Below are 22,482 nucleotides of genomic sequence, written 5' to 3' on the forward strand. Positions count from 1 at the left end.
TACGTATAAAAGATTCCGCCCCGGTAACAATGTTACTGAGGTGATAAACATATGAATGAACAAAACAAAAGTAGTCAAAACCACGGCGAAGCTCCTAAAAAAGTGCAAGGAGAGCCTGTAAATCAGCCTTCTTCGTGGAAAAAGCTGTTGTCTAAACGGTGGGTATACCCGGCAGCTTACGTGGCCGCAGCAGCAATTATACTAACCTTAGTGTGGGTCTACCAGGATACCAGCCAGAAGAACCTTACCCAAGACCCCGCTAAAGTAACGGAGCAATCTACTACCGCTTCGGATGCTGCAGCCAGCAAAGACACTGCCACAGACGCCAAGGACAATGCTGTTGAAGTAACCGCCAATGCCGAAGGTATGGTTTGGCCGGTGGCGAATGCCAAAGACGTAAAAGTCGTGAAGCCGTTCTATGATGAAAATGGTACCGAAGAAAATCATCAAGCCGCGATGGTTCAGTACGATGACACGTTCACTCCGAACGTCGGCGTCGACCTGGCCCGCGCAGATGACCAGGCGTTTGACGTCAAAGCCGCTCTCGGCGGAAAAGTCACTCGCGTCGATCTGAACCCGCCGCTGACTGGAACCGTAATCGAGATTACCCATGACAACAATCTCAAGACGGTCTACCAAAGCCTCTCGGACGCCAAAGTTAAACTGGGCGACACCGTGAAGCAGGGCGATACGATCGGCACCGCCGGACGCAGCGAAATCGAGAAGGAACTGGGCAACCACGTACACTTCGAAGTGTACGACAATGGAACACCGGTCAATCCGGAAACCGTTCTTCCGAAGCAATAACCGAAAGCGTGAAGAAAAAATAAGCCTAAAGGCAGGGACAATCCCTGCCTTTTTGTGTGCAAACCCTTGTGAATGGCGGGAAAGGGCAGTGAGAAGCCCCTTCGATTTGCGGGGTTATTTTGCGCTGCCCGTAAAATAAATGGGCCTTGCGGAGCTTGTCAGGCTTGGAAAGCGCGAATATATAGGCACGCCCCTCATATAATGTACCAAACTATCCACAGTAGGGAGGCGGGAGCGTGCACGATTACATCAAAGAACGGACCATTAAAATTGGTCGTTGTATCGTGGAAACGAGACACACGGTCCGAACCATTGCCAAGGAATTTGGCGTATCGAAGAGCACAGTGCATAAGGATTTGACCGAACGTTTGCCGGAAATCAATCCCGATCTGGCTGATCAGGTTAAGCACATTCTTGAATACCACAAATCGATCCGTCATCTCCGGGGAGGCGAAGCGACCAAGATTAAGTATAAAAAGACCAGCGGGAAAAAACGGGAAGCCGTTGCTTCCGCCAAAGCCTGACCATCTGGGCTTCCGGGCCCGGTTCATATGATCTTGCGGCAGGGCACACCTGTGCCCATTGTATCCCTCCCCTGAAGTATGATATGTTAAAAGATGGTATAAGGTCGAAAAATGTGATCCCTTTTTCCCAAAAATACATAACTTCCTGCCACATCCTGTCGAAATGGGACTTCTTATAAGCGGTAACAGGGACTCTTTTACCATAAAATAATACTTTGGGGGCTCTTTTCATGATGTTTAGCAAGGATATTGGAATTGATCTTGGCACAGCCAACGTGCTGATTCATGTCAAAGGGAGGGGGGTTGTACTCAACGAGCCTTCCGTCGTGACGATCGAAAGCGACACCAAAAAAGTCCTTGCCGTCGGGGAAGAAGCCCGGAGAATGGTTGGCCGCACGCCCGGTAATATCGTGGCGATTCGTCCGCTGCGCGACGGGGTCATTGCGGATTTTGCGATTACGGAAGCGATGCTGAAGTACTTCATCAGCAGTGTGGGAGGACGCAGCTGGAGCAGCCGGCCGCGGATTCTGATCTGTGCGCCTACGAATATTACCTCTGTTGAACAGAAGGCCATCCGGGAAGCCGCCGAGCGAAGCGGAGCCAAGGATGTGTTCCTGGAAGAAGAACCGAAAGCCGCAGCCATTGGCGCGGGTATGGATATTTATCAGCCAAGCGGCAATATGGTCGTCGATATCGGCGGCGGAACGACGGATGTAGCCGTCCTGTCCATGGGCGACGTCGTTACCGCCTCTTCTATTAAAATGGCAGGGGACAAGTTCGACGAAGCCATCGTGAAATATATTAAAAATAAGTACAAGCTCCTCATCGGTGAACGCACCTCGGAGGATATCAAGATCAAGGTAGGCACCGTCCGTCCGGGCGGACGCCAGGATGAGATCGATATCCGCGGGCGCGATATGGTCAGCGGACTGCCGCTTACCGTGACGGTCACTTCGACCGAAGTTCAGGAAGCGCTGTGGGAACCGGTCTCGATGATCGTGGCCGCTGCCAAGTCGGTGCTGGAACGGACGCCTCCCGAGCTGTCCGCCGACATTATCGACCGCGGCGTCATTCTCACCGGCGGTGGCGCTTTGCTTGACGGATTGGACGAGCTGCTCGCCGAAGAGCTGCACGTGCCGGTGCTGATCGCGGAAGACCCGATGCACTGTGTCGTGAAAGGCACAGGACTCATGCTCGATCACTTGGACAAGGTGTCCAAGAAAGCATTCTAATAACTTATGGCCGGCCCCTGAGCCGGCTGCGACAAACCCCTAAAAAAACCCGGGCCTATGTCCGATATATGTACTATGGATCGCGGGCTCTGAGGAGCCCGTTCATATAAATGAGCAATGTATTCTATATATAAGTTGAACTAAAGAATAGGATGCAGGCAAGGGAGTAAAAGGATTCCGAAGAAGCGAAGCGGTCGTATTTGGCTTTCGGATTTCTACCTTAAGTGGGCTCTATACCATCAAGAAATCCGAAAACAAGAGCGATCGTAGGAACATTTTACGCACTTGCCCCATCATCCATTTCAATGGTTTAACTTATATAAATGAAGATAAAATTTTTATTACCCAATGAACAAGCACATGAAACAGGGAGGGACCCCATCTCAATGCTGAGAGGACTTTACACCGCCGCTGCCGGCATGATGACGCAGCAGAGCCGCCATGATACCGACGTCCAAAATATTGCCAACATCAACACCCCAGGGTACAAGCAGGTGAACAGCGTGGCCCGTTCGTTCCCAGAGGTTCTGATTTCGATGATTGGCGGGGGAGCGGAGAACCCGAACCCGCGGCTCGGCAAGCTGAACACGGGCGTTTTTGCCGAAGAGAGCTTGTCCATGTACCAGCAGGGCGTCATTACGGAGAGCGAGAAGCCGACCGACTTTGCGCTGGTGTCCGATATCGAAGTCACCGATCCGGCAACGGGCCAGAACATTCCGTTCGACCAATCCGGCAAGTATGTTGATCCTGACGGCAATGTGACGTACAAGCCGGAGGCGTACTTTACCGTCCGGAGCGCGGATGGGGGAATCGGGTATACGAAAGACGGAAGCTTCCAGGTGACTCCGGACGGTTTGCTGCTGACTTCGGCCGGGTACCAGGTATTGGATGCCAATAATCGGCCCATTCGGTTGACAGGCTCGGTGGACAGCCTTAAAGTGAACGAGCAGGGGTTTATTTTGAATCCCGCAACGGGTGCGCCCGGAACACGGCTTGGCATTGCCGTCGTGGGGCAGCCCGGCCAGATGGTGCGTACGGGTGACGGATTGTTCAAGGTGGATGATACCGCAGCTGCCGGTGTCCGCGCGTTGGGTAACGCCGACCGCGTAGAATTGCGGCAGCATTATTTGGAGCAGTCCAACGTGGATTCCTCCGCGGCAGTCGTAGACATGAACACGGCGCTTCGGGCCTATGAGGCCAATCAGAAGGTCGTGCAATTTTATGATAAAAGTTTGGACAAGGCTGTCAACGAGGTCGGCAAGGTATAGGATGCTACGGACTAGGGAGGGTGGACATAAATGAATAACTCCATGATCAGCGCGATGGTATCCATGAATGCGCTGCAGCGGAAGCTGGACGTTATTGCGGATAACATCGCCAACATCGATACGGACGGATACAAGCGGAAGGATAGCTCCTTCGAGGACGTGCTGACGACGGTCACGCAGCAGCCGGACGGCTTCAAGCAGAACGGACGGGTTTCCCCGCTTGGATACAATAACGGTTTTGGCATGCGGATGACGGAAATCACCCGTGACATGCAGCAGGGACCGCTGAATCAGACGGGTAATCCGCTGGATCTCGCCATTGAAGGCACGGGTCTGTTTGCGGTTGAAGCGAACGGCCGCACGGCTTATACCCGGGAAGGCGCCTTCCATTTTGTACCCGATCCCGACCCTGCCAAGCCGGATAACATGGTGCTGGTGAACAATCAGGGGTACTTCGTTCTGGACACGAACGGCAGACAGATCTCCGTTGCGAACAATGCCAAGGTGGCCGTCGATCAGGACGGACAGGTCATTGTTAAGAACGCGGCCGGGACAAACGCCGTGGCTACCATTCAGCTGGCATCGCCGGTCCGCCCGGATGCGCTGGAGCAGATGGACGGCAACCTGTTTGTTATTCCCGGCAACCTGACGAAAGCTCAGGTGTTCGGCAACGCCCCTTATACCGCGACCGCCTCCGGGACAACCATCCGTTCGGGATATCTGGAACAGTCGAATGTCGATTATGCACAAGAAATAACGGATATGATGCAGGCGCAGCGCGCTTATCAGCTATCCGCCCGGGCACTGACATCCAGCGACACGATGATGAATCTGGCGAACAATATCCGTGGATAGGAGTTCTGCAATGAGTGAGAAAACCCAAGCAGCTGGCAAAGCGAAACCGGCCGTGCGGAAGACGGCAAGATGGAGAATCGTCATCCGCTGGATGATTCCGCTGTTTTTGCTGCTCGCTCTGGTTGGCGGGATGACCTTCGGTTATGTCTTTATCGGCAAACAGAGCCTGTCCGACGTGTTTCAATGGAAGACTTGGCAGCATGTGATCGATTTGGTATTTGCGCCCTGACAGGGCGTCTAACCGCTGACTTTTGACAGAAAACTCCTTCCATTCGGGAGTTTTCTTTTTTTGCTCGGAAAATGTATAATGATGGGGGACTTCCGAAGCCCATACAAAAGGGCCTCCCCCATGCCGTTCATCAGGATCGGCATACCGGAGAAAGGCCCCTTATCTGAACCTTCACTTCTGCAGAGGGTGAAGGATAGTTTAGTTTTTTCCGAAAACTATGGATTTTATGCAGTATAACCCTTGAAAGTTACGGTGATTCGCCTATTTTGAAAGGAGTTTGAGAGACGTGCTTAACGTGAAAGAAATTCAGGAGATCATCCCGCACCGGCCTCCGTTTTTGCTGGTGGATCGCATTATCGAGATGGAAGTCGGCAAGCGTGCGGTCGGGATCAAGAACGTTACGATTAACGAGCCTTTCTTCATCGGCCACTTTCCGGAGTATCCGGTCATGCCTGGCGTGCTGATCACCGAAGCGCTGGCACAGGTTGGAGCAGCCGCTATTTTGAAGGAAGAGAGCAACCGGGGCAAAATCGGCTTTCTGGCCGGTCTCGACAACTTCCGCTTCCGTGGACAAGTGGTGCCTGGAGATACGCTTCGCCTCGAGGTCGAAATTACCCGCCTGAAGGGAAGCATCGGGAAGGGACACGCCGTAGCCAAGGTCGACGATAAAGTCGTCGCGGAAGGCGACATCATGTTTGCCCTGTCCGACCCGGCACAATCTTAAGTACCCATCATTCTTATTATGGAAAGGAGAAGCAGTAATGACACAAGAGCTCAGCAATCAAGCAAGTGAAAATGTCAAGCAATGGCTTCAAGATCCTTCTATAGATGAAGAAACGAAACGGGAGCTCGAAGGGCTGTCCGATCAGCCGCTGGAGCTGGAAGACCGTTTTTACAAAGATTTGGAGTTCGGCACAGGCGGCCTCCGCGGCGTGATCGGTGCAGGAAGCAACCGCATCAACCGGTATACCGTCGGCAAGGCGACGCAAGGATTTGCACGCTACATACTGGAGCAGCACGGTTCGGCTGAGGGCACGCCTTCGGTTGTGATCGCCCATGATTCCCGCCACTTCTCGCCGGAGTTTGCGCTGGAGGCTGCTCTGGTGCTTGCAGGCAACGGTATCACAGCCAAGCTGTTCCCGTCCCTGCGCCCGACGCCGCAGCTGTCGTTCAGCGTGCGCCATTTGGGAGCGACCGGCGGCATCGTCATTACGGCGAGCCATAACCCGCCGGAGTATAACGGGTACAAGGTGTACAACGCCGAGGGAGGACAGCTCGTGCCGGACGAAGCGGAGAAGGTCATTTCCTACATCCAGCAGGTCGATTCCTTCGCTGCGGTGAAGCGGCTGGATCAGCAGGAAGCGGAAGCGAAGGGGCTGCTCGTGTGGCTCGGCCAAGAGGATGACGATGCGTTTATCCGCACCGTAGCCGATGTCAGCGTGAACCGCGAGGCGATTGCTTCGACGCTTGGCAAAGATTTTAAAATCGTCTACACGCCGCTTCATGGGACAGGAAATATTCCGGTCCGCCGCGTGCTGGAGGAAGTCGGCTTTACGAACGTGCATATCGTAGCGGAGCAGGAGCAGCCGGACGCCGAGTTTTCCACTGTGAAGTCTCCGAACCCGGAAGAACGCGAAGCGTTCACGCTGGCCATGAAGGTAGGGCAGGAGATCGGTGCCGATTTGCTGATCGGAACCGACCCGGACGCCGACCGCATGGGTGCGGTAGTGAAGAACCAGGCAGGAGAGTTCGTCGTATTGTCCGGTAACCAGTCCGGGGCACTTATGATTTATTATTTGCTCAGCCAGTTAAAAGAAGCAGGCAAGCTGCCAAGCAACGGGGCGGTCATCAAAACGATCGTGACCAGCGAGATGGGAGCGACGATCGCCGAGCATTTTGGGGCGGAAGTGTTCAACACGCTGACCGGTTTTAAATACATCGGGGAGAAAATGACCCAGTTCGAGAAGACCGGCTCCCATACGTATCTGTTCGGATACGAGGAGAGCTACGGATACCTCGCTGGCAACTATGCCCGCGATAAGGACGCCGTATTGGCCTCGCTGCTCATCTGTGAAGCGGGTGCCTACTACAAGGCTCAAGGCAAGACGCTGTACGAAGTGCTGCAGGAGCTGTATGAGCAGTTCGGCTACTTCCAGGAGAAGCTGGAGTCCCGCACGCTGAAAGGCAAGGACGGCCTGGCCCAAATCCAGGCGAAAATGTCCGATTGGCGCAGCAACCCGCCGCAGACGGTGGCAGGACAAACCGTCACGCAGGTGCTGGATTATTCGAAAGGACTTGACGGCCTGCCGAAGGAAAACGTGCTGAAATATATGCTGGAAGACGGTTCATGGTTCTGCCTGCGCCCATCGGGGACAGAGCCGAAGATCAAGGTATACTTTGCCGTGAGAGGCGATTCACTGGATGATGCAAATGCGCGTATTCAGAAATTGTCGGATGAAGTGATGGCAAGGGTAGACGCCTAACATTTAAGAAATGGATATTCCGGGAAGCCGCGTGTTCGAAGAAGAACGCTGCGGATTCCCGGAGTTATTATGAGGAGGTACTTTTGGTGCATCAGAAATGGCAGCGTTGGAACACGGCATCCCGCAAATGGCTGTGGATTCTCGTCGTGCTGGGCATAATCGCCGCGATTCCGGTGATTTATGACCGCTACCGGACGGAGTCATCTTCCAATAACGTAGAGTTGGTGTATAACTATCGCGGACTGGTGGAGACGGCTTCGTATCAAGCCCATCCGGAGGAATACCTTCAGCAGCAGCTGGATCAGCTGAAGGCGGCGGGCGTGACGAGCATGGCGATGTTCGAGAGTACGCTGGACGATTTTAAAAAATCCCGCCGCATCATGATGTTTAATGCGGGGGACGTCGCCTCGATGACGAAGAGCGTCATCCCGACCAACGATAACTATACCTATATTCTGTTTACGAACGAAGAGAATGCGGGACGCTTGTCTCCCCTGATCGAAGACACCTTTACGGGGATCGGCATCGGCGTCAAGCCATGGGAATTCAACGGACAGAAGGGCCTAATTCTGGAAACTTCCCCGGAGGATGCCGTGCTCAAGCCAATGCAGCCAGATCCGATTGCATTCGAAATGCTGCGCAGCAAAGGATTCAACATCGTACCGCGGATGTCCGACAGCCTTCCTTACAACCAGGAGGCGATGGACAAGCTGCTGGCCTACTATCAGGCGAACGGCGTCAAACGCGTATTGTTTGAGGGCGATTCCGTTAAAGGCTTCAATGACAATGAGGACATGAACAGCTTGCAGGGCTTTGCCAACCTGCTGAACCAATACGGGATCGGCATTGCGGCCATCGAAAACCTGAAGCAGCCGCAGAAGGGGCTGTCCAAGCTGGCCTACGATACGGATTACAACGTAGCCCGTCTGTACTCCTTGAGCGACCGTGATGCTGCGGCGCTGAGCCCAGAGACGATTGCCGACCGTTTTGCGCTGGCGACGAAAGACCGGAACATCCGGATGCTGTACATCAATGTCGCTCCATCCCGCAATACGACCAAGGCCACGATTACCGATTCCGTGGAAAACATCGTGAAAACCTTGCAGGAGCCGGGAAATGCCATCAAGCAGATGGAAAACAACGGCTTCAAGATGGGACAAGCGGGAGCATTCCATATTTATGATTCGGCCGGACAGCGTTATTTTAAAATGGTTGTCGTGCTCGGTGGGGTTGCCTTCGTTGCGCTCCTCGTTTCTTACTTTATCCCGGCACTGACCCTAATCGCGTTTGTGCTTGGGTTAATCGGCAGTGCAGGACTGTATGTCCTCAAGCCGACGCTGTTTGAGCAGGCGCTGGCTCTGCTCGTAGCCATCAGCGCACCGACGATTGCCGTGCTGCTGGCGGTCAGAAAGCTCAACGAAATGAACGCGGCCAACGCCGGGCTTACGTCTGGACGCCGGTTGGCTCATGCGGTTGTGACTTATATCAAGACGGCGATTATTTCGATGAGTGCGATTCCTTTTGTCATCGCGCTGCTGAACAACATTACGTACAGCCTGGTGCTGAATCAATTCCGCGGCGTCAGCCTGCTGCATTTGGCCCCAATCGGTCTCATTGCGATTTATGTCGTGCTGTACCGCGGCGGCAAACCGCTGCAGCAAATCGGTAAATTATTCCGCACCCCGATTACGCTGACCTGGGTAGTGGCAGCAGGGGTCATTGGTGTGTTAGGCTTATATTATCTGAGCCGCACCGGCAACGGGGGAAGCGTCAGCTCGATTGAAATGACGTTACGCACGGTTCTGGAAAACACGTTCCACGTTCGTCCCCGGAACAAGGAGCTCGTTGCACACGCGCTGTTCCTGCTGGGCATCTTCGTGTCGCTTAGATACCGCAACGTCGTTTACTTGATGATCTTTGCGGTTATCGGTCAGCTGTCGATGGTGGATACGTTCGCGCATATCCACTCGCCGATGAAAATTTCGTTCGTTCGTGACCTGCTTGGTCTGGGTCTCGGATTTATCTTTGGCCTGATCGCCATTGGCGTATGGCAAGTACTGGAAGGGTGTTGGAAACGATGGGTACCACCTCTCAGAAGACCGTAGTCATCTCTGGATACTACGGGTTCCGGAACAGCGGGGATGAGGCGGTGCTCCAATCGATCTTAACCGCTCTGGAGGAGCGGGGGAAGGCAGCCGGCATTTCGATTCGGCCGGTGGTTCTCTCCATCGATCCTGAGTGGACCAAGGCCACCTACGGGGTGGACGCGGTACACCGGATGAAACTGGGCGAAGTGAGACAGGCGCTGAAGGAAAGCTCAGGCCTGATCAGCGGCGGCGGCAGCCTGCTGCAGGATGCCACCAGCTCCAAGACGATCCCTTATTATCTCGGGGTGATCAAGCTGGCCCAGTGGTTGAAAAAGCCGGTCTTTATCTACTCTCAAGGGATTGGGCCCGTTAACCGGAAGTTGTTTCACCCGTTCATCAAAAGCGTATTTAACAAATGTGAATATATATCGGTTCGGGATCAAGAGTCGGCACGCCTGCTGGAGCGCATGGGGCTGGGCTGGAACCGGGTTCAGGTCGTGCCAGACCCGGTGATGGGCCTGACGACCGGCGGCAAGAAGCCGGAATCGCTGCAGCAGGACGCCGAACGTCCGCTGCCGGTAATCGGCATCTCGGTCCGCTATTGGGATCCGGAGCGCCGGGAGCTGCAGGCGATGGCCGACGGGCTGAGCAAGCTGTGCCAGGAGCAGGCTGTGCATCTGCGCTTCCTGCCTTTCCATTTGCCGGACGATGTGAAAGCATCGCAGGAAATCATCGACCGGATGGGCGATGTATCCGCGAACGGCAGCGTCGTGACGGTGTGCCGCGATGTGGTTCATCCGCAGCAGATGCTGGCCGAGGTTGGCCGCTGTGACGTCGTTATCGGCATGAGGCTGCACAGCCTCATCTATGCCGCGAATCAGCTGGTGCCGATGATCGGCGTGTCCTATGATCCGAAGATCGATAACTTTTTGAAGCGGCTGGATCTGGAGCCTGTAGGGACAAGCACTTCGCTGGCGCCTGAGGCGCTGAAGAGCGAGGTGTCCCGCCTGCTGAGCGAGAGCAGCCTCTGGCAGGAGGCGAACCGCGAGCGTATCGCGGTGCTGAAGGAAGAGGCGCAGGCTCCGGCACAGCATATTATTGATTTTTTGCAGCAGCAATAAAGGATAAGGTGATTATAGCGTGAACCAACCAAGCCAAGTGCCCACGGTGCCGATTTTCGGCATACCGGTGAGCCGATGGGGTATGACCGATACCGTTCAATATTTAACCGGACTCATCCAGTCGGGTGAGCGCCGGCCGCATCAGATCATTACCGCCAATCCCATTATGGTGATGACGGCCCTTCAGGACCCTGCTTACATGGAGGTCATGAGGGGAGCCGATCTGCTCGTCCCGGACGGGACGGGAGTGGTATGGGCGGCGGATAAGGCCGGATCGCCCGTGAAGGAACGCGTTGCAGGTTTTGACCTCCTACATGAATTGATGAAGGTCGGAGAAGACTATCACTGGAAAGTGTATTTGCTCGGCTCGACGGCCGAAGTGATTCAGGCGACGTCGGAGCGGTTACATTTGCAGTATCCGGGGATTCAAATCTCGGGATTTCGTGATGGCTACTTTTCCCAAGAGCAGGACGCCGAAGTGATCGCGGCGATTCGCGAAGCGGAGCCGGACATTCTGTTCGTGGCACGCGCCGTAGATACGCAGGAGCCTTGGATCGCGCGTTACAAGGAGCAGCTCGGCGTACCGGTCATGATGGGCGTCGGCGGAAGCTTCGACGTCATTTCCGGCAAGTCCAAGCGGGCTCCCAAGCTGTTCCAACAGCTGCGGGCGGAGTGGTTATACCGCCTGTTAAAGGAACCGACGCGAGCCAAAAGAATGCTTGCGCTGCCGAAATTCGTAGTGAAAGTGCTGCGGGATAAAGAAAACCTGACAAAACCCAGATAAAAAGATGAAATCGTCTTGAATAACCCGATATTTTGCGAAAAAACGGGATTGGTTTTATTTTTCGATCAGAGTATAATTCAATCCGGTAGAACAATTGGGGGTTGAACAATCACATGTTAATGCTAGCCATCATCGGATGTATCGTATCGCTCATCCTGGCACTGGTCCTGACGCCGCTCGTCAAGAAGCTGGCGGTGAAGATCGGAGCCGTGGACGTACCGAATGCCCGAAAAGTGCATACGCGAATTATGCCCCGGCTTGGCGGTTTAGCCATATATCTTGCTTTTATATTAGCCATGTTCGCAGTCCTTCCGTTTGTCGCCGAACATTTCTCGATGCGGGATTCCAACTTTATTAAGGCATTCCTGCTGGGCGGAACGCTGATCGTACTGATCGGCGCACTCGACGACCGCTTCGAACTGTCGGCGAGGGTGAAGCTGCTCGGACAGATCATTGCTGCGTGCGTGGTCGTGTTCGGATTCGATATCAAAGTGGACTTTGTAAATATTCCTTTTGCTGATAACTATTCTTCGCTGGAAAATTGGATTTCCATTCCGCTGACCATCATTTGGATTATCGGTGTAACGAACGCCATTAACCTCATCGACGGTCTCGACGGCTTGGCAGCCGGCGTATCCGGCATCGCGATTGGCACCATCCTCGTGATGTCCCTGCTGATGGGCAACATGATGGTCGCTATGCTGTGTCTCTTGCTTCTCGGCGCCATCGTCGGATTCTTGTACTTCAATTTCCACCCGGCCAAGATTTTCATGGGGGATACGGGATCGCTGTTCCTGGGCTTCTGTCTGGCGATGCTCTCCCTGCTTGGATTCAAGCAGATTGCGATCATCTCGTTCATCACCCCGCTGATTATCATCGGCGTGCCGCTGTCGGATACGTTCTTTGCGATCATCCGCCGCTGGGTGCAGAAGAAACCGATCTTCGCACCGGACAAGGGCCACCTGCATCACTGCCTTCGCGAGATCGGCTTCAGCCACCGCCAGTCGGTGCTGATCGTGTACGGTATCGCCGCGTTCTTCGGCGTCCTGGCGGTCATCCAGTCCTCGGCGGCGATGTATGAAGCGAACTGGGTCACGTTCGTCGTGATCTGCGTCATGATGTTCTTCCTGCAAATCGGCGCTGAGATCATCGGCCTCGTCGGCAAGACGAAGCGTCCGATCCTGAATCTGATTGCAAGGCTGCGGATGAAGGTTAGTGAGAACCGTCATAATTAGGGTAAGATAAGAAGCGTTGTGCAATTATATATATTGTTAAGTGGAACGTCGCACCTGGGGGTGCGGCGTTTTTTTGTGCCTACTTATAAAGGGGGGACTTTTTTTCTAGTTTTACCTAAAAAATAGGAAGAAAGTATCCGATACAAAGAATAAGAGAATCAATTGGAATTTCCAGTCATGATTACCGGAAATCTCACAAAAGTTAGGCGAAAAGGAGAGATCAAACATTTATGCACCGCATTAAGAAGACGTATGTCTGGATCATGCTCATGGCATTGATCGTTTCATTGTTTCCTGCAGGTTTAGCTCAGCCAGTACATGCAGACCCGGGAGCACCCGCAACCTATTTTATTCCTGATGATTTGGTGCTTCGGCAAACTTCATTGTTAACCACCGATAGCTCAGGTAATCAAATTAACCGAACCAACGTATATGTTTCCAGCATTTCTACACTGGACGTAACCGGTGTATACTCCTATGTCAGTGAGAATACGCTTAAAGCAAAAGTCGAGCAGTTGAGCTCTAAAACACTGGCAGATGGAACCATCGAGTGGGTGACGGATCCGACCCATTTTAAAGATGGAAATATTGTAGCAGATACCTCGTCGACAGCACAAAAATTTAAAGCGAACAAATTGCCACTCTTCTCAGGCTTTAACAAGATCACATTCTCAGGTTCGCAGAACGGGATTACTCGTACAGACGTATTTTATGTGCTGTATGATCAGATTCCTTATGTGACAGATTTGAAGATGACTGGAACCAGCCTCGGAGAGGTACCGCTGAATGAAGGCTCCGAAGCGGTTTCGGATAAAGAAATGATTTCAATCCAAGGTGAGGTCCGCAATGCAACGGACGTAACCGTATCGGTAAATAATGATGCGACCCTCACTTCGACACTGCTGCCATCCGGTAAATTCTTTTCATCAGGTTTGAAGCTTACCCAGGGCTTAAACGTTCTTACCATTAATATCAAGAATGGTTCCGACACCATGTCGGTGACCCGGAATGTTTATTACTATAATAAGAAGAGTCCGTTCGTTAGCCTCAATCTCAATTACAACGCCAAGAATTATTCTCTACTGAATAACGTGCCAACGGTTACAGACGGCTCAACCGCAGGTACAGGGATTGGCCGGTTAACGTCTGTCGTCCTGGTGGAGGATACAGGCGATACTTTCAGCAGTAAAGGTATCGTAACGATCGACGGTAACCCTCCAACAAACCTTACCATTGACAAGGATGTTCCAATTCCTGCTCCAGATGGGGTAACGCCAGCTTACCGTCTGGTAACGATATCTATGGATACACCAGATATGAACACGAAGACAAGTTATCGGCTTGGAGTTGCTTACGGAAATAACAGCAATTCTTATGATATCGCTTATAAATACATGGCAGGTGTCATCGGGATTGACGACATCAAATATTTGAAGGGGTATGATCCTTCCAAAGGTCTAGGCAGCGCAAGTCAACTTCCATTGAGTGAAGTGGACAGCAGTACATTTTATATTTTGGTAAAGGCAGACCAGGACCTTACAGGAAATCCTGAACTTCAGGCGGAGTATGTACCGAGTGGCCAGCCGATCGACGTTAGTTATGTATATGCTGGTCCGAGCGCAGCCCAGAAAATTTACAAGGTGACAGGGCTATCCAGCGGACAGCAAAAGGTACAATTCCATTTTAAAGATTCATCAGCCAACTATCCGGCTACGATTTCTTATGCGATCAAGAACAACATTTATATTGAGAACGTGAGAAACGGCCAAGTTTATGAAATGGACTCCAGCAACAAGAAGACGATCAATGTGAAAGGTGAATATCGTGATTTTGACAAGCTCGAGAAAGCTGAGCTATTCATCAACGGGATTGCCAGCAGCAATGTGGGCGTAACGTTTGACGTAACCGATGCGAACAGAAAATTTGATCTCGATTTAACCGTCGATACGGAGGGGCCACTCTACTATGGAGAAAACAAAATCAAATTTGTTGGTTACTCTAAAGACGGCAGAGGAAATACCACTACTGTTTATACTGAACTCCGTATTTACATTGTCGATACGAATGTAGCCAACATTACGGTATTCCGGCCGACGCTGTCCCTGGAAACACCTCCGTCCTTTAACGGGTTGGATTTAACTCAGCTTACGGATAATTCACAGTTAAATGAAATTACCGCTAACTCGCCGGAGTTTGTATACAACAACGATAAATACGAAACAACACAACTGAAATACAGCCTGGTGATTCAGGGTAGCGGTGCCAAATACGTTAACTTGAATCTGGGGACACAAAAGTTCTTTGCATCTTCAAGCAATTCTGATATTGACTTAACAGATACAAAGATGCAAACGACCAAAATTATCAGAAGCTCGTTCCAGTACAACAATCAGACGCTGTATTATGATATGGCGATTCTGAATGGTAAGTTTGTGCTGCGGATTAACGACATACCGTTTGAAACGCTGGGCAGCCAAGTGTACAACCTAGAGTTGATCAACAGCACAGGTGCGCGTGCCAATCAGCGTTTGGAGCTTACCCGTGTGGCTGAAGCCTTCCGGATTCTGTCTCCAAAAGCAACAGTCGACAATCGCATTGTGGTAAACAAAAACTTTGTTAGATTTGATATCGAAGCAGAAGGTGCAGACAAGGTCATCATCGGCAAGGAAGAAGCAACCAAACGTCAGGATATGAACAACCGCTTTGTCCTTGATTATGTAGGGTTAAAACCGGACAAAAACAATACAGTTAAAATTCAGGTTGTTCGCGGGAAAGATACCATTACTCAATCAATTGATATTTATTACACCGGAGCCGTTGCGGTAAACTCTGAGTTTATGACGGAGAAACCGGCTACCAAATATACGGCCTTTAATAAAGCATTGTCCCTTTCTTTCCCGAAAGGAACGGTCCTGACTTCTGCTAACGTGAATGTAGGAGAAGTGGCCAAATTCTATCCGGACAATAAGTTGCTGTTCGGTATTGCCGATCCGAAGGACGGCGTGGTGGAAAGAAAGAATGATTACGGTAACGTCATTAATATTAACAAGGATGATCGGACACCGCAGGGAAATACCGTGATTCCACTGGCTGAGGATTTGCTTGAGCCGTTTACATCCATGATCGCAAACTATAACTTTACTCGGGTATCCGATATTTACTGGATCAGCGGTGGTCTTGGTGAGCATGGCAACGTGAACTCCGCGGATTATATTCCGCCTTCCAACGGACTTCCGCCGCATGCTTACGAATATCAAAACACGAAATACAATTTTAAGGAATCTGCAGAACTCCAACCTGACCGTAAGATTATTCCATCTCAGCGTGGTACACTGACTCTTGGTTTCAACAAGAGCGTGGTGGATGAAGCAGGTACTACAGTCACGGTGTTCCGCTTCACGGACGACGCAAGGTGGGAGAATGTCGGTGGTGTCGTGGATACGAAAAACAATACCATTACGGTGCCATTCGATGATTTTGGTTATTATGTAGTCATGAAACAAAGCCGCGGGTTTGATGACATTACCAAGCATCCTTGGGCTCGTAACATCTTGAATGCCCTCTATGCAAAAGGCATTATGGTTAATGTTCAATCGAGTGTCTTTGGTGCGGACGATTTAACGACACGCGGGGAATTTGCGACTCTGTTAGTTAAAGGTCTTAACATTCCTCTAAACTTTGATAAGAACGTACAAACGTTCTTTGATGTGGATCCGGCAGCTAAGACGGACACATGGGATTTCGAGCATATCGAAACAGCAGCAAGAGCCGGTATTGTTACAGGCATTGGAGAAGGCAACTTCGGTGTATTTGAACCGATCACAAGAGAAGATGCTGCCGTGATGGTGGCACGAGCCATGAAACTAAAGCTTGCAGCTAACGATGATAAGCTTAAAGCGACGTTGGACAAGTCATTCCTCGATTCTGGCAAGATCGGTATTTATGCACGACCGGCCATTGTGGCCGTAACGAAAGCCAAAGTGATGTCAGGTGAAGCTGTTACGCTTCCAGGCCAGAAGAAGGCTTCGTACAACTTCAATCCACAGGGCAGCATGACCCGTGCGGAAGCAGGCAAGATTGCAGTAGAGCTATTTAAGAAGAGCTCCAAAATCTTCCCGGCAAATTTAAGCTAATCGAATAAATGTAAAGCCCCTTGGTCCAATGATTAGGCTAAGGGGCTATCTTTTTCCATTTTCAACTCTTTGTAATTTGTCGGAAATTAGGATACAATGGCGTAGAACGATATTTTATCTTAGAGGGTGAAGGCAATCTTATGAAACCGATCTATTCGAAGGCGCAACTGGATTATTTGAAAGCGAAGACTAAATTTGAGAATAAAGCTAGCATTTTGGAGAAGAAAATCGAAACCACTCGGAAAACGAGAGAAATTACGCAAGAAGTAATGGAAGGTCTCGTAATGGAGACCGGATTCCATGATGCATATAATGAATTGGTCATTTCCGAGAACGAACTGATTGAATGGTCCCATTCGACAATCAAACATGATAAGACTTACCGTGAGAACAAGCAGCCGATTGAACAAATGTACGAGAACCTCAACACAAGCCCGGAAATGCGCGCTCAGATCATTCAGCTTGCCATGAAAATCCGTTAATATTTTGTAACCTTTGACTCATTTACATCGTCCAACAAGGTGCCTATTGGCGCCTTGTTTTTTTGTTTTTCTTGTTTCAACTAAGTAAGGAAGGGTTAATGTTTTCCAGATATTTCTTGGACAAACAGGGCTTCTGACGTCTTTTATTATGTTCCGGTAACAATTTTGAAATTTTTTTAAAAAAGGTGCAACTTTTTAGAAACACGCGCGTCTAAGATGTAGAGTCAATTACGATGGGTGTTGAACCAATATCCACCTCAGCAAGAAAGATGTCTATTTTTTAGAAAAATTATCTTTACGCTGTGTGGGGCCCATTGTATAATACTTAGGTAGGATTAGGAATCTACTCTTTTTTTTGCCGCTTTTAATTGATATGTTTACCAGTTTCTGTGATATCGTCACAGACATCATTTATATGAACCATGCTCAACTCGGGAAAGGGGGTGCACTGGCTAATGAGTAACACGAGCTACCCATTTAAAGAAAACTCTAATGTGATGAATGTTCAAGGAGGAGAAAAAAAGGTTATGAAGAAAATTTTGACAGTCGCTCTGTCTACAGCAATGGCATTCTCCATGTTTGCATCTGTAGCATTCGGTGATACCGCAGTAACTCCGCAACAAAAATTCGACGCTCTGGCAGCTAAAGGGATCTTCAACGGTTACCCAGACAAACAAGCACATCTTGAAAAAGAAATGACTCGCGCTGAGTTCGCGAAAGTCATCACGAAGCTTCTTGGACTGAAAGAAGTAACTGGAACTCTTTCTTACAAAGATAAAGGTTACGACGCCAAGAACTGGGCAGTACCTTACATTGAAGCAGTAACTGCTGCTGGTATCATGCAAGGTCAAGACAACGTGAAGAAAATCTTCAACTACAACGGAAAAGTAACCATCCAAGAAATGGCGACTGTTCTGACTCGTGCGCTGAAACTTGAAATCCCTGCAAACCCAGACAACAACGCAGCTGACTGGGCTAAAGGATATGTTCAAGCAGCGATCGACAAAGGCCTCATCTCTAAAGATGCTAACTTCAAAGCAAACGCTAGCCGTTCCCAACTGGTTGAAGCAGCTTACGCAATCGACCAAGCGGCTAACATCACTTTCACTTACAAAGTCGTTGACCCAAGCAATGTTGAGTTCACGCTTTCTACTGGTGAAGTAGTAAAGGTTAAACTTGACACTCCTTTGGTTGCTAACAAAGAAACTGAAGTGAAATTTAAAGACGCAGCTGGCAATGAGTACACTGCGAAGGTAACTTATGTAGTAACTACTGCAACTAAAGTCGACAAAGTATCCGCAAGCAACCTGAAAGAAATCGAAGTTGCGTTTGATGGTACTGTTGATTCGACTACCGCAGAAAGAACTGATAACTACAGTGTTAGTGCTGGTTCGATTAAATCCGCCGTCTTGGAAGAAGATGGAAAAACGGTTCGTTTGACTCTTGCTGATGGTGTAGTATTCACCAATAATAAAGAGTACAAATTGACTGTGAATAACGTAAAAGCAGGAGATAAAGTAATCAGCACTACTGATTTCAAATTTACTCCTGTGGATAACGCTCTTCCAGAAGTAACCAGCGTAACTGCGCTTGGTAATAAGGCGATCAAAGTGGTTGTGAGTGAACCGGTTAAAAATGTTAAAGCATCTAACTTTACACTGGATGGAGTAACTTTCTACGGTTCTGTAGCTGTTGGTGGCAATGACAGAGAAATCATTCTTAAACCATATGCTTCTAACACTATTGCAGTTGGAGAGCACAAACTTACTTCTTCCCTCTTGGAAGACTACAATAGTCTGAAATCTCTTTCTAAAGAAGTAACTTTCAGTGTCGTGGAAGATAAAGAAGGTCCGACAGTTACTGAAGCAAAAGCAACATTGGAAACTGTAACGTTGACTTTCAACGAGGATATTGATCCTGATACAGTAAAAGCTTCTGACGTTTACTGGTTGTCTGGTACAACTAAGAAATACGCAGATTCTTATACTAAAATTGCAGGAAACAAATATTCCTTTACTTTCAAAACAGCTGACAGACTTCCTAATTACGAAACAACTCTGTATGTTGACAGTGTAAGTGACTATTCTGGTAATGTGAACACTACAAAAGAAGTGAAGATCACTCCAGAAATCGATCAAACTAGACCAGAGATCATTGATGTAAAAGTCAACTCTGATAAAAAGAACATTACAGTAAAATTCAACAAAGCTGTAACAGTTGACAAAGCTAAATTTGTTATTACTGACAAAGATGGAAAAGTAATTTCCATTAGAACAGCAAGTGTTGATTCTACTGGTAAAGTTGCAACAGTTGAGCTTTACAACACTCTGTCTGAAGACAATGTATATACTTTCAAAGCAAGTGGTATCCAAGATACTACTGCATTGCATAACACCCTTATTGACTACAGCACAACAATTTCTCTTGGCGATAAGACTGGACCAACCCTTACTCAGGCAGATGTATCTGCAAACAGCGCTACTCGCACGGTAGTTCTGAACTTCAATGAGAAAGTTGATCCTGCAACTGCATTGTCTCATGGCAGCTACTACATTAATTTCAAATCTGTCGACAGACAATTGCCTGATGATGTAACAATTACACCAACTCTTGATGGAAAAGGTGTAATCCTGGTATTCCCAGAAAAAATTGATAACTCAACAGTTAGCTTCACTACTGGAAGTCTTTCTACCCTGAAAGTACTGGGTGTTAAAGACTTGGCAGGAAACGTTATGCAAGGATTTTCGGTTAACATTGATTTGGTAAGTGCAACTGCACGTGCTGATGTAGCTGCTTACTCTTCAACTGTATCAAAACCAGCAGCATTTACTGATGAAAATGTAATCAAGGTTAAATTTAACCAGCCAATCGATAGTGTAAATGCAGATGCATTCGCATTGTCAAATGGAACTAAGATTTCCGATGCTACAGCAGACGGCACTAATGTTGTAACGCTGACATTGTCCAATAAAGTCGGAACTTCGGTTTCTGGTACATTGAGTATCGTAAATGGTGATTTGATTAAGACTGTAACAGGAAACTCTGCAGTATTGACTAAATCCGGTATTCAGATTGATGACCAAGTAGCACCTTACGTTAAGGATGTTGCGAATCTGCCTACTACAACAACTGCAGGTAAGGTAGTTATTCAGGTTCCGTTCTCGGAGACTCTTGGCGGTAATGCAAGTGACTATGCTAAAGATTTGACTGTAACAAAACTGTCCGCAAATGGAACTGATGGTTTGTTGCTAGCGGATCAAGATTACACTACGTCTTTGGATGCCACTGATAATAGTATTCTTCTTGTTACACTGAATCCTTCCGTGACGAGTGGTGTAACATCTGCTTACTCCGTAAAAGTTAAGGATAGTGGATCTTACATTAAAGATGCTAACGGAAACGTTGCTAAGGGATCTTCGACTTATGAAACAGCTGAAAAAACTGTAAGTGCTGCTCCTAAAATTGTTACAGCTTCAGACATTAACAATGCTAATAAGGGCACTTATGCAGTAAATGGTACTACTGCTGTAGGTTCTACCGTGCAAGTAACAATTACTGACGCAGCTGCTACACCTGTAACACAAACAGTAAACGCTACTGTTGATGCTAACGGTAACTTCGCAGCGACTTTGAATGCATCTACTCTTGCTGACGGCAAAGTAACAGTAAGCGTTGTGAGCACCGATGCTGCAAATTATGTTTCTGCACCTGTTACAAAAGTAGTTAATAAAGATGTGGTTGCTCCAACAGTTGCAACTGCTAAATTCATCGATGCTACGCATGTTAGTGTTAAATTTAGCGAAGCAGTAAATGCTAAACTGGCAGATTTCACTAATTTCAACTTTAGTGTTGATGGTGTAGCAACCGCAACACCAGGGAATATTTCTGAAATCAGCGGAAACGGTACTGATACAATTGTTCTGACTGTTATTGCTCCAGGAGCAACAGATACGGCTACAGGAACTGTTGATATTGGTGCAGGCGTTAAGGATTTGGCCGGTAATGCATTTGCTGGTGCAACTGCGCAGGCAATTGCAGCAAAATAATTTCGGTATAATTCTAAGTAAGACTCGGTATTTTACCGAGTCTTACTTTTTTTTGGATCAAGGCTTAAAAGATGAAGTTAATAAAAATCGATTCAGGAGGCGTTCATGAAGAGATCCATCAAACTATTTTTAACTGTAATCGTTCTTGGCGCAGGCCTAGCCCTCGGCTCTATCTTTGACATCACAGCACAAGGCGCAGGTGTGACAGGCCAAGCTGGCACAGCCGATGATCCGGTCGTAACGAAGAGCTACGTTGACCAACAGATCCAAAAAGCGTTGGGCGGAGGAACAACAACGCCTACAACGCCAACCAATCCAACGGCACCAACGGATAATGGAAACAACAATTCCGGGAATAATAATTCTTCTGCATCTAGTGATCAAGTAACCATCGTAACTGTAAAGCCTGGCGAGAAGCTGATTGCCGCTGCAGGTGCCGAGTTTATCGTCCGCAATGGACATGCTGTAATCTATAGTGCCGACTCCAACGGCGTCGCTGACCTTACGGATGGCAAAGACGTAACCAATGGACAAGCGGTGGGAAATAACCATCTTATGTCCTTCCCAAGAGCCGGACGTGGGATCATGGTTCAAGACGGCGTCAAGTCCAGCTTGATCGTTATGGTTCGTGGCGGTTATTCGATTCAATAATCGCGCTACATAAGCTTATTTTTGCCAGAAGTAACAATGATTTATACGTCTAGGGACGGCCGGATGACAAATACTACTCTTGCAAGACCATATTTGCTGGAGGTGTATCCATCATGGCAAGAAACAATCGTAAAGTGGTACCGGAAAGCCGGAATATGCTGAATCAAATGAAGTACGAAATCGCTGCCGAGTTTGGACTGGGTGCGGCGTATGAAGCTGCAGGATTTAGCGGTGCGGACACCGAGTTTGCATCCGACCTGGGTGAAGCCGGGGGCCTTGGATTTGGTCGTGTGAACGGCGCACATCTGACATCCCGTGAGAACGGTTCGGTAGGCGGGGAAATGACGAAACGGCTCGTTCGTCAAGCGCAGCAAAACCTGCTGTAACAAGCTTTTTTCAAGGCGGGACAGAGGAGCACTCATGCTTTTTCCAAAGCCCATGTTCAACCTGCATTCATTGACATGGGTTGACAAATACGTTAATATGACATACGAGGATTGTACAACAACCTTTTCCTTTGCGGAAAAGGTTCATTTTTTGTTTAG

General features: G+C 49.2%; 17 protein-coding genes. All 17 read left to right on the forward strand.

From position 1 onward, the window contains the following. The first annotated feature begins 51 nt into the window (after positions 1-51). The 17 genes from IAE55_RS30245 (at position 52) to IAE55_RS30325 (ending at position 22,323) form a co-directional block, all read left to right on the forward strand. Complete coding sequence (locus IAE55_RS30245) at positions 52-807, forward strand: M23 family metallopeptidase (RefSeq protein WP_145139580.1); 756 nt, start codon at positions 52-54, stop codon at positions 805-807. Between the two features lie 236 nt (positions 808-1,043). Continuing rightward, a complete protein-coding gene (spoIIID, locus tag IAE55_RS30250) occupies positions 1,044-1,331 on the forward strand; it encodes a sporulation transcriptional regulator SpoIIID (protein ID WP_089549722.1) in 288 nt (95 codons plus the stop codon). Between the two features lie 233 nt (positions 1,332-1,564). Then, the gene (locus IAE55_RS30255) at positions 1,565-2,563 is read left to right on the forward strand and encodes a rod shape-determining protein (RefSeq protein WP_181153037.1); all 999 of its coding nucleotides are present in this window, start codon (positions 1,565-1,567) and stop codon (positions 2,561-2,563) included. 386 nt (positions 2,564-2,949) lie between these two features. Next, a complete protein-coding gene (locus IAE55_RS30260) occupies positions 2,950-3,831 on the forward strand; it encodes a flagellar hook-basal body protein (protein WP_200634692.1) in 882 nt (293 codons plus the stop codon). A 30-nt stretch (positions 3,832-3,861) separates the two neighbouring features. Then, the gene (locus IAE55_RS30265) at positions 3,862-4,686 is read left to right on the forward strand and encodes a flagellar hook-basal body protein (protein WP_200634693.1); all 825 of its coding nucleotides are present in this window, start codon (positions 3,862-3,864) and stop codon (positions 4,684-4,686) included. Between the two features lie 10 nt (positions 4,687-4,696). Then, a complete protein-coding gene (locus tag IAE55_RS30270; RefSeq protein WP_076174647.1) occupies positions 4,697-4,915 on the forward strand; it encodes a DNA-directed RNA polymerase subunit beta in 219 nt (72 codons plus the stop codon). A 286-nt stretch (positions 4,916-5,201) separates the two neighbouring features. After that, on the forward strand, positions 5,202-5,639 hold the full coding sequence (gene fabZ, locus IAE55_RS30275; protein WP_076174644.1) for a 3-hydroxyacyl-ACP dehydratase FabZ: 438 nt from the start codon (positions 5,202-5,204) through the stop codon (positions 5,637-5,639). 37 nt (positions 5,640-5,676) lie between these two features. Further along, on the forward strand, positions 5,677-7,398 hold the full coding sequence (locus IAE55_RS30280; protein WP_200634694.1) for a phospho-sugar mutase: 1,722 nt from the start codon (positions 5,677-5,679) through the stop codon (positions 7,396-7,398). An 86-nt stretch (positions 7,399-7,484) separates the two neighbouring features. Then, entirely contained in the window at positions 7,485-9,503 is a 2,019-nt protein-coding gene (locus IAE55_RS30285; protein WP_200634695.1) for a DUF5693 family protein, read from the forward strand. Continuing rightward, on the forward strand, positions 9,476-10,606 hold the full coding sequence (gene csaB, locus IAE55_RS30290; protein WP_200634696.1) for a polysaccharide pyruvyl transferase CsaB: 1,131 nt from the start codon (positions 9,476-9,478) through the stop codon (positions 10,604-10,606). The genes IAE55_RS30285 and csaB overlap by 28 nt, the downstream gene beginning before the upstream one ends. Positions 10,607-10,625: 19 nt before the next feature. Further along, a complete protein-coding gene (locus tag IAE55_RS30295; protein ID WP_325168704.1) occupies positions 10,626-11,390 on the forward strand; it encodes a WecB/TagA/CpsF family glycosyltransferase in 765 nt (254 codons plus the stop codon). A gap of 113 nt (positions 11,391-11,503) precedes the next feature. Continuing rightward, positions 11,504-12,625, forward strand: coding sequence for a glycosyltransferase family 4 protein (locus tag IAE55_RS30300; protein ID WP_200634697.1), 1,122 nt, complete (start codon positions 11,504-11,506; stop codon positions 12,623-12,625). Between the two features lie 230 nt (positions 12,626-12,855). Next, positions 12,856-16,758 carry an S-layer homology domain-containing protein gene (locus IAE55_RS30305; protein WP_200634698.1) on the forward strand — a complete coding sequence of 1,301 codons (3,903 nt, stop codon included), beginning with the start codon at positions 12,856-12,858 and terminating at the stop codon, positions 16,756-16,758. A gap of 140 nt (positions 16,759-16,898) precedes the next feature. After that, a complete protein-coding gene (locus IAE55_RS30310; RefSeq protein ID WP_076174635.1) occupies positions 16,899-17,240 on the forward strand; it encodes a hypothetical protein in 342 nt (113 codons plus the stop codon). A gap of 455 nt (positions 17,241-17,695) precedes the next feature. Then, positions 17,696-21,286, forward strand: coding sequence for an Ig-like domain-containing protein (locus IAE55_RS30315; RefSeq protein ID WP_200634699.1), 3,591 nt, complete (start codon positions 17,696-17,698; stop codon positions 21,284-21,286). Between the two features lie 105 nt (positions 21,287-21,391). Beyond that, positions 21,392-21,937, forward strand: coding sequence for a hypothetical protein (locus tag IAE55_RS30320; protein ID WP_200634700.1), 546 nt, complete (start codon positions 21,392-21,394; stop codon positions 21,935-21,937). Between the two features lie 113 nt (positions 21,938-22,050). Beyond that, complete coding sequence (locus IAE55_RS30325) at positions 22,051-22,323, forward strand: alpha/beta-type small acid-soluble spore protein (protein ID WP_200634701.1); 273 nt, start codon at positions 22,051-22,053, stop codon at positions 22,321-22,323. Positions 22,324-22,482 lie beyond the last annotated feature (159 nt).

It is taken from the genome of Paenibacillus sp. S28, from assembly GCF_016624415.1.
Taxonomy (GTDB): Bacteria; Bacillota; Bacilli; order Paenibacillales; family Paenibacillaceae; genus Paenibacillus_AQ; species Paenibacillus_AQ favisporus.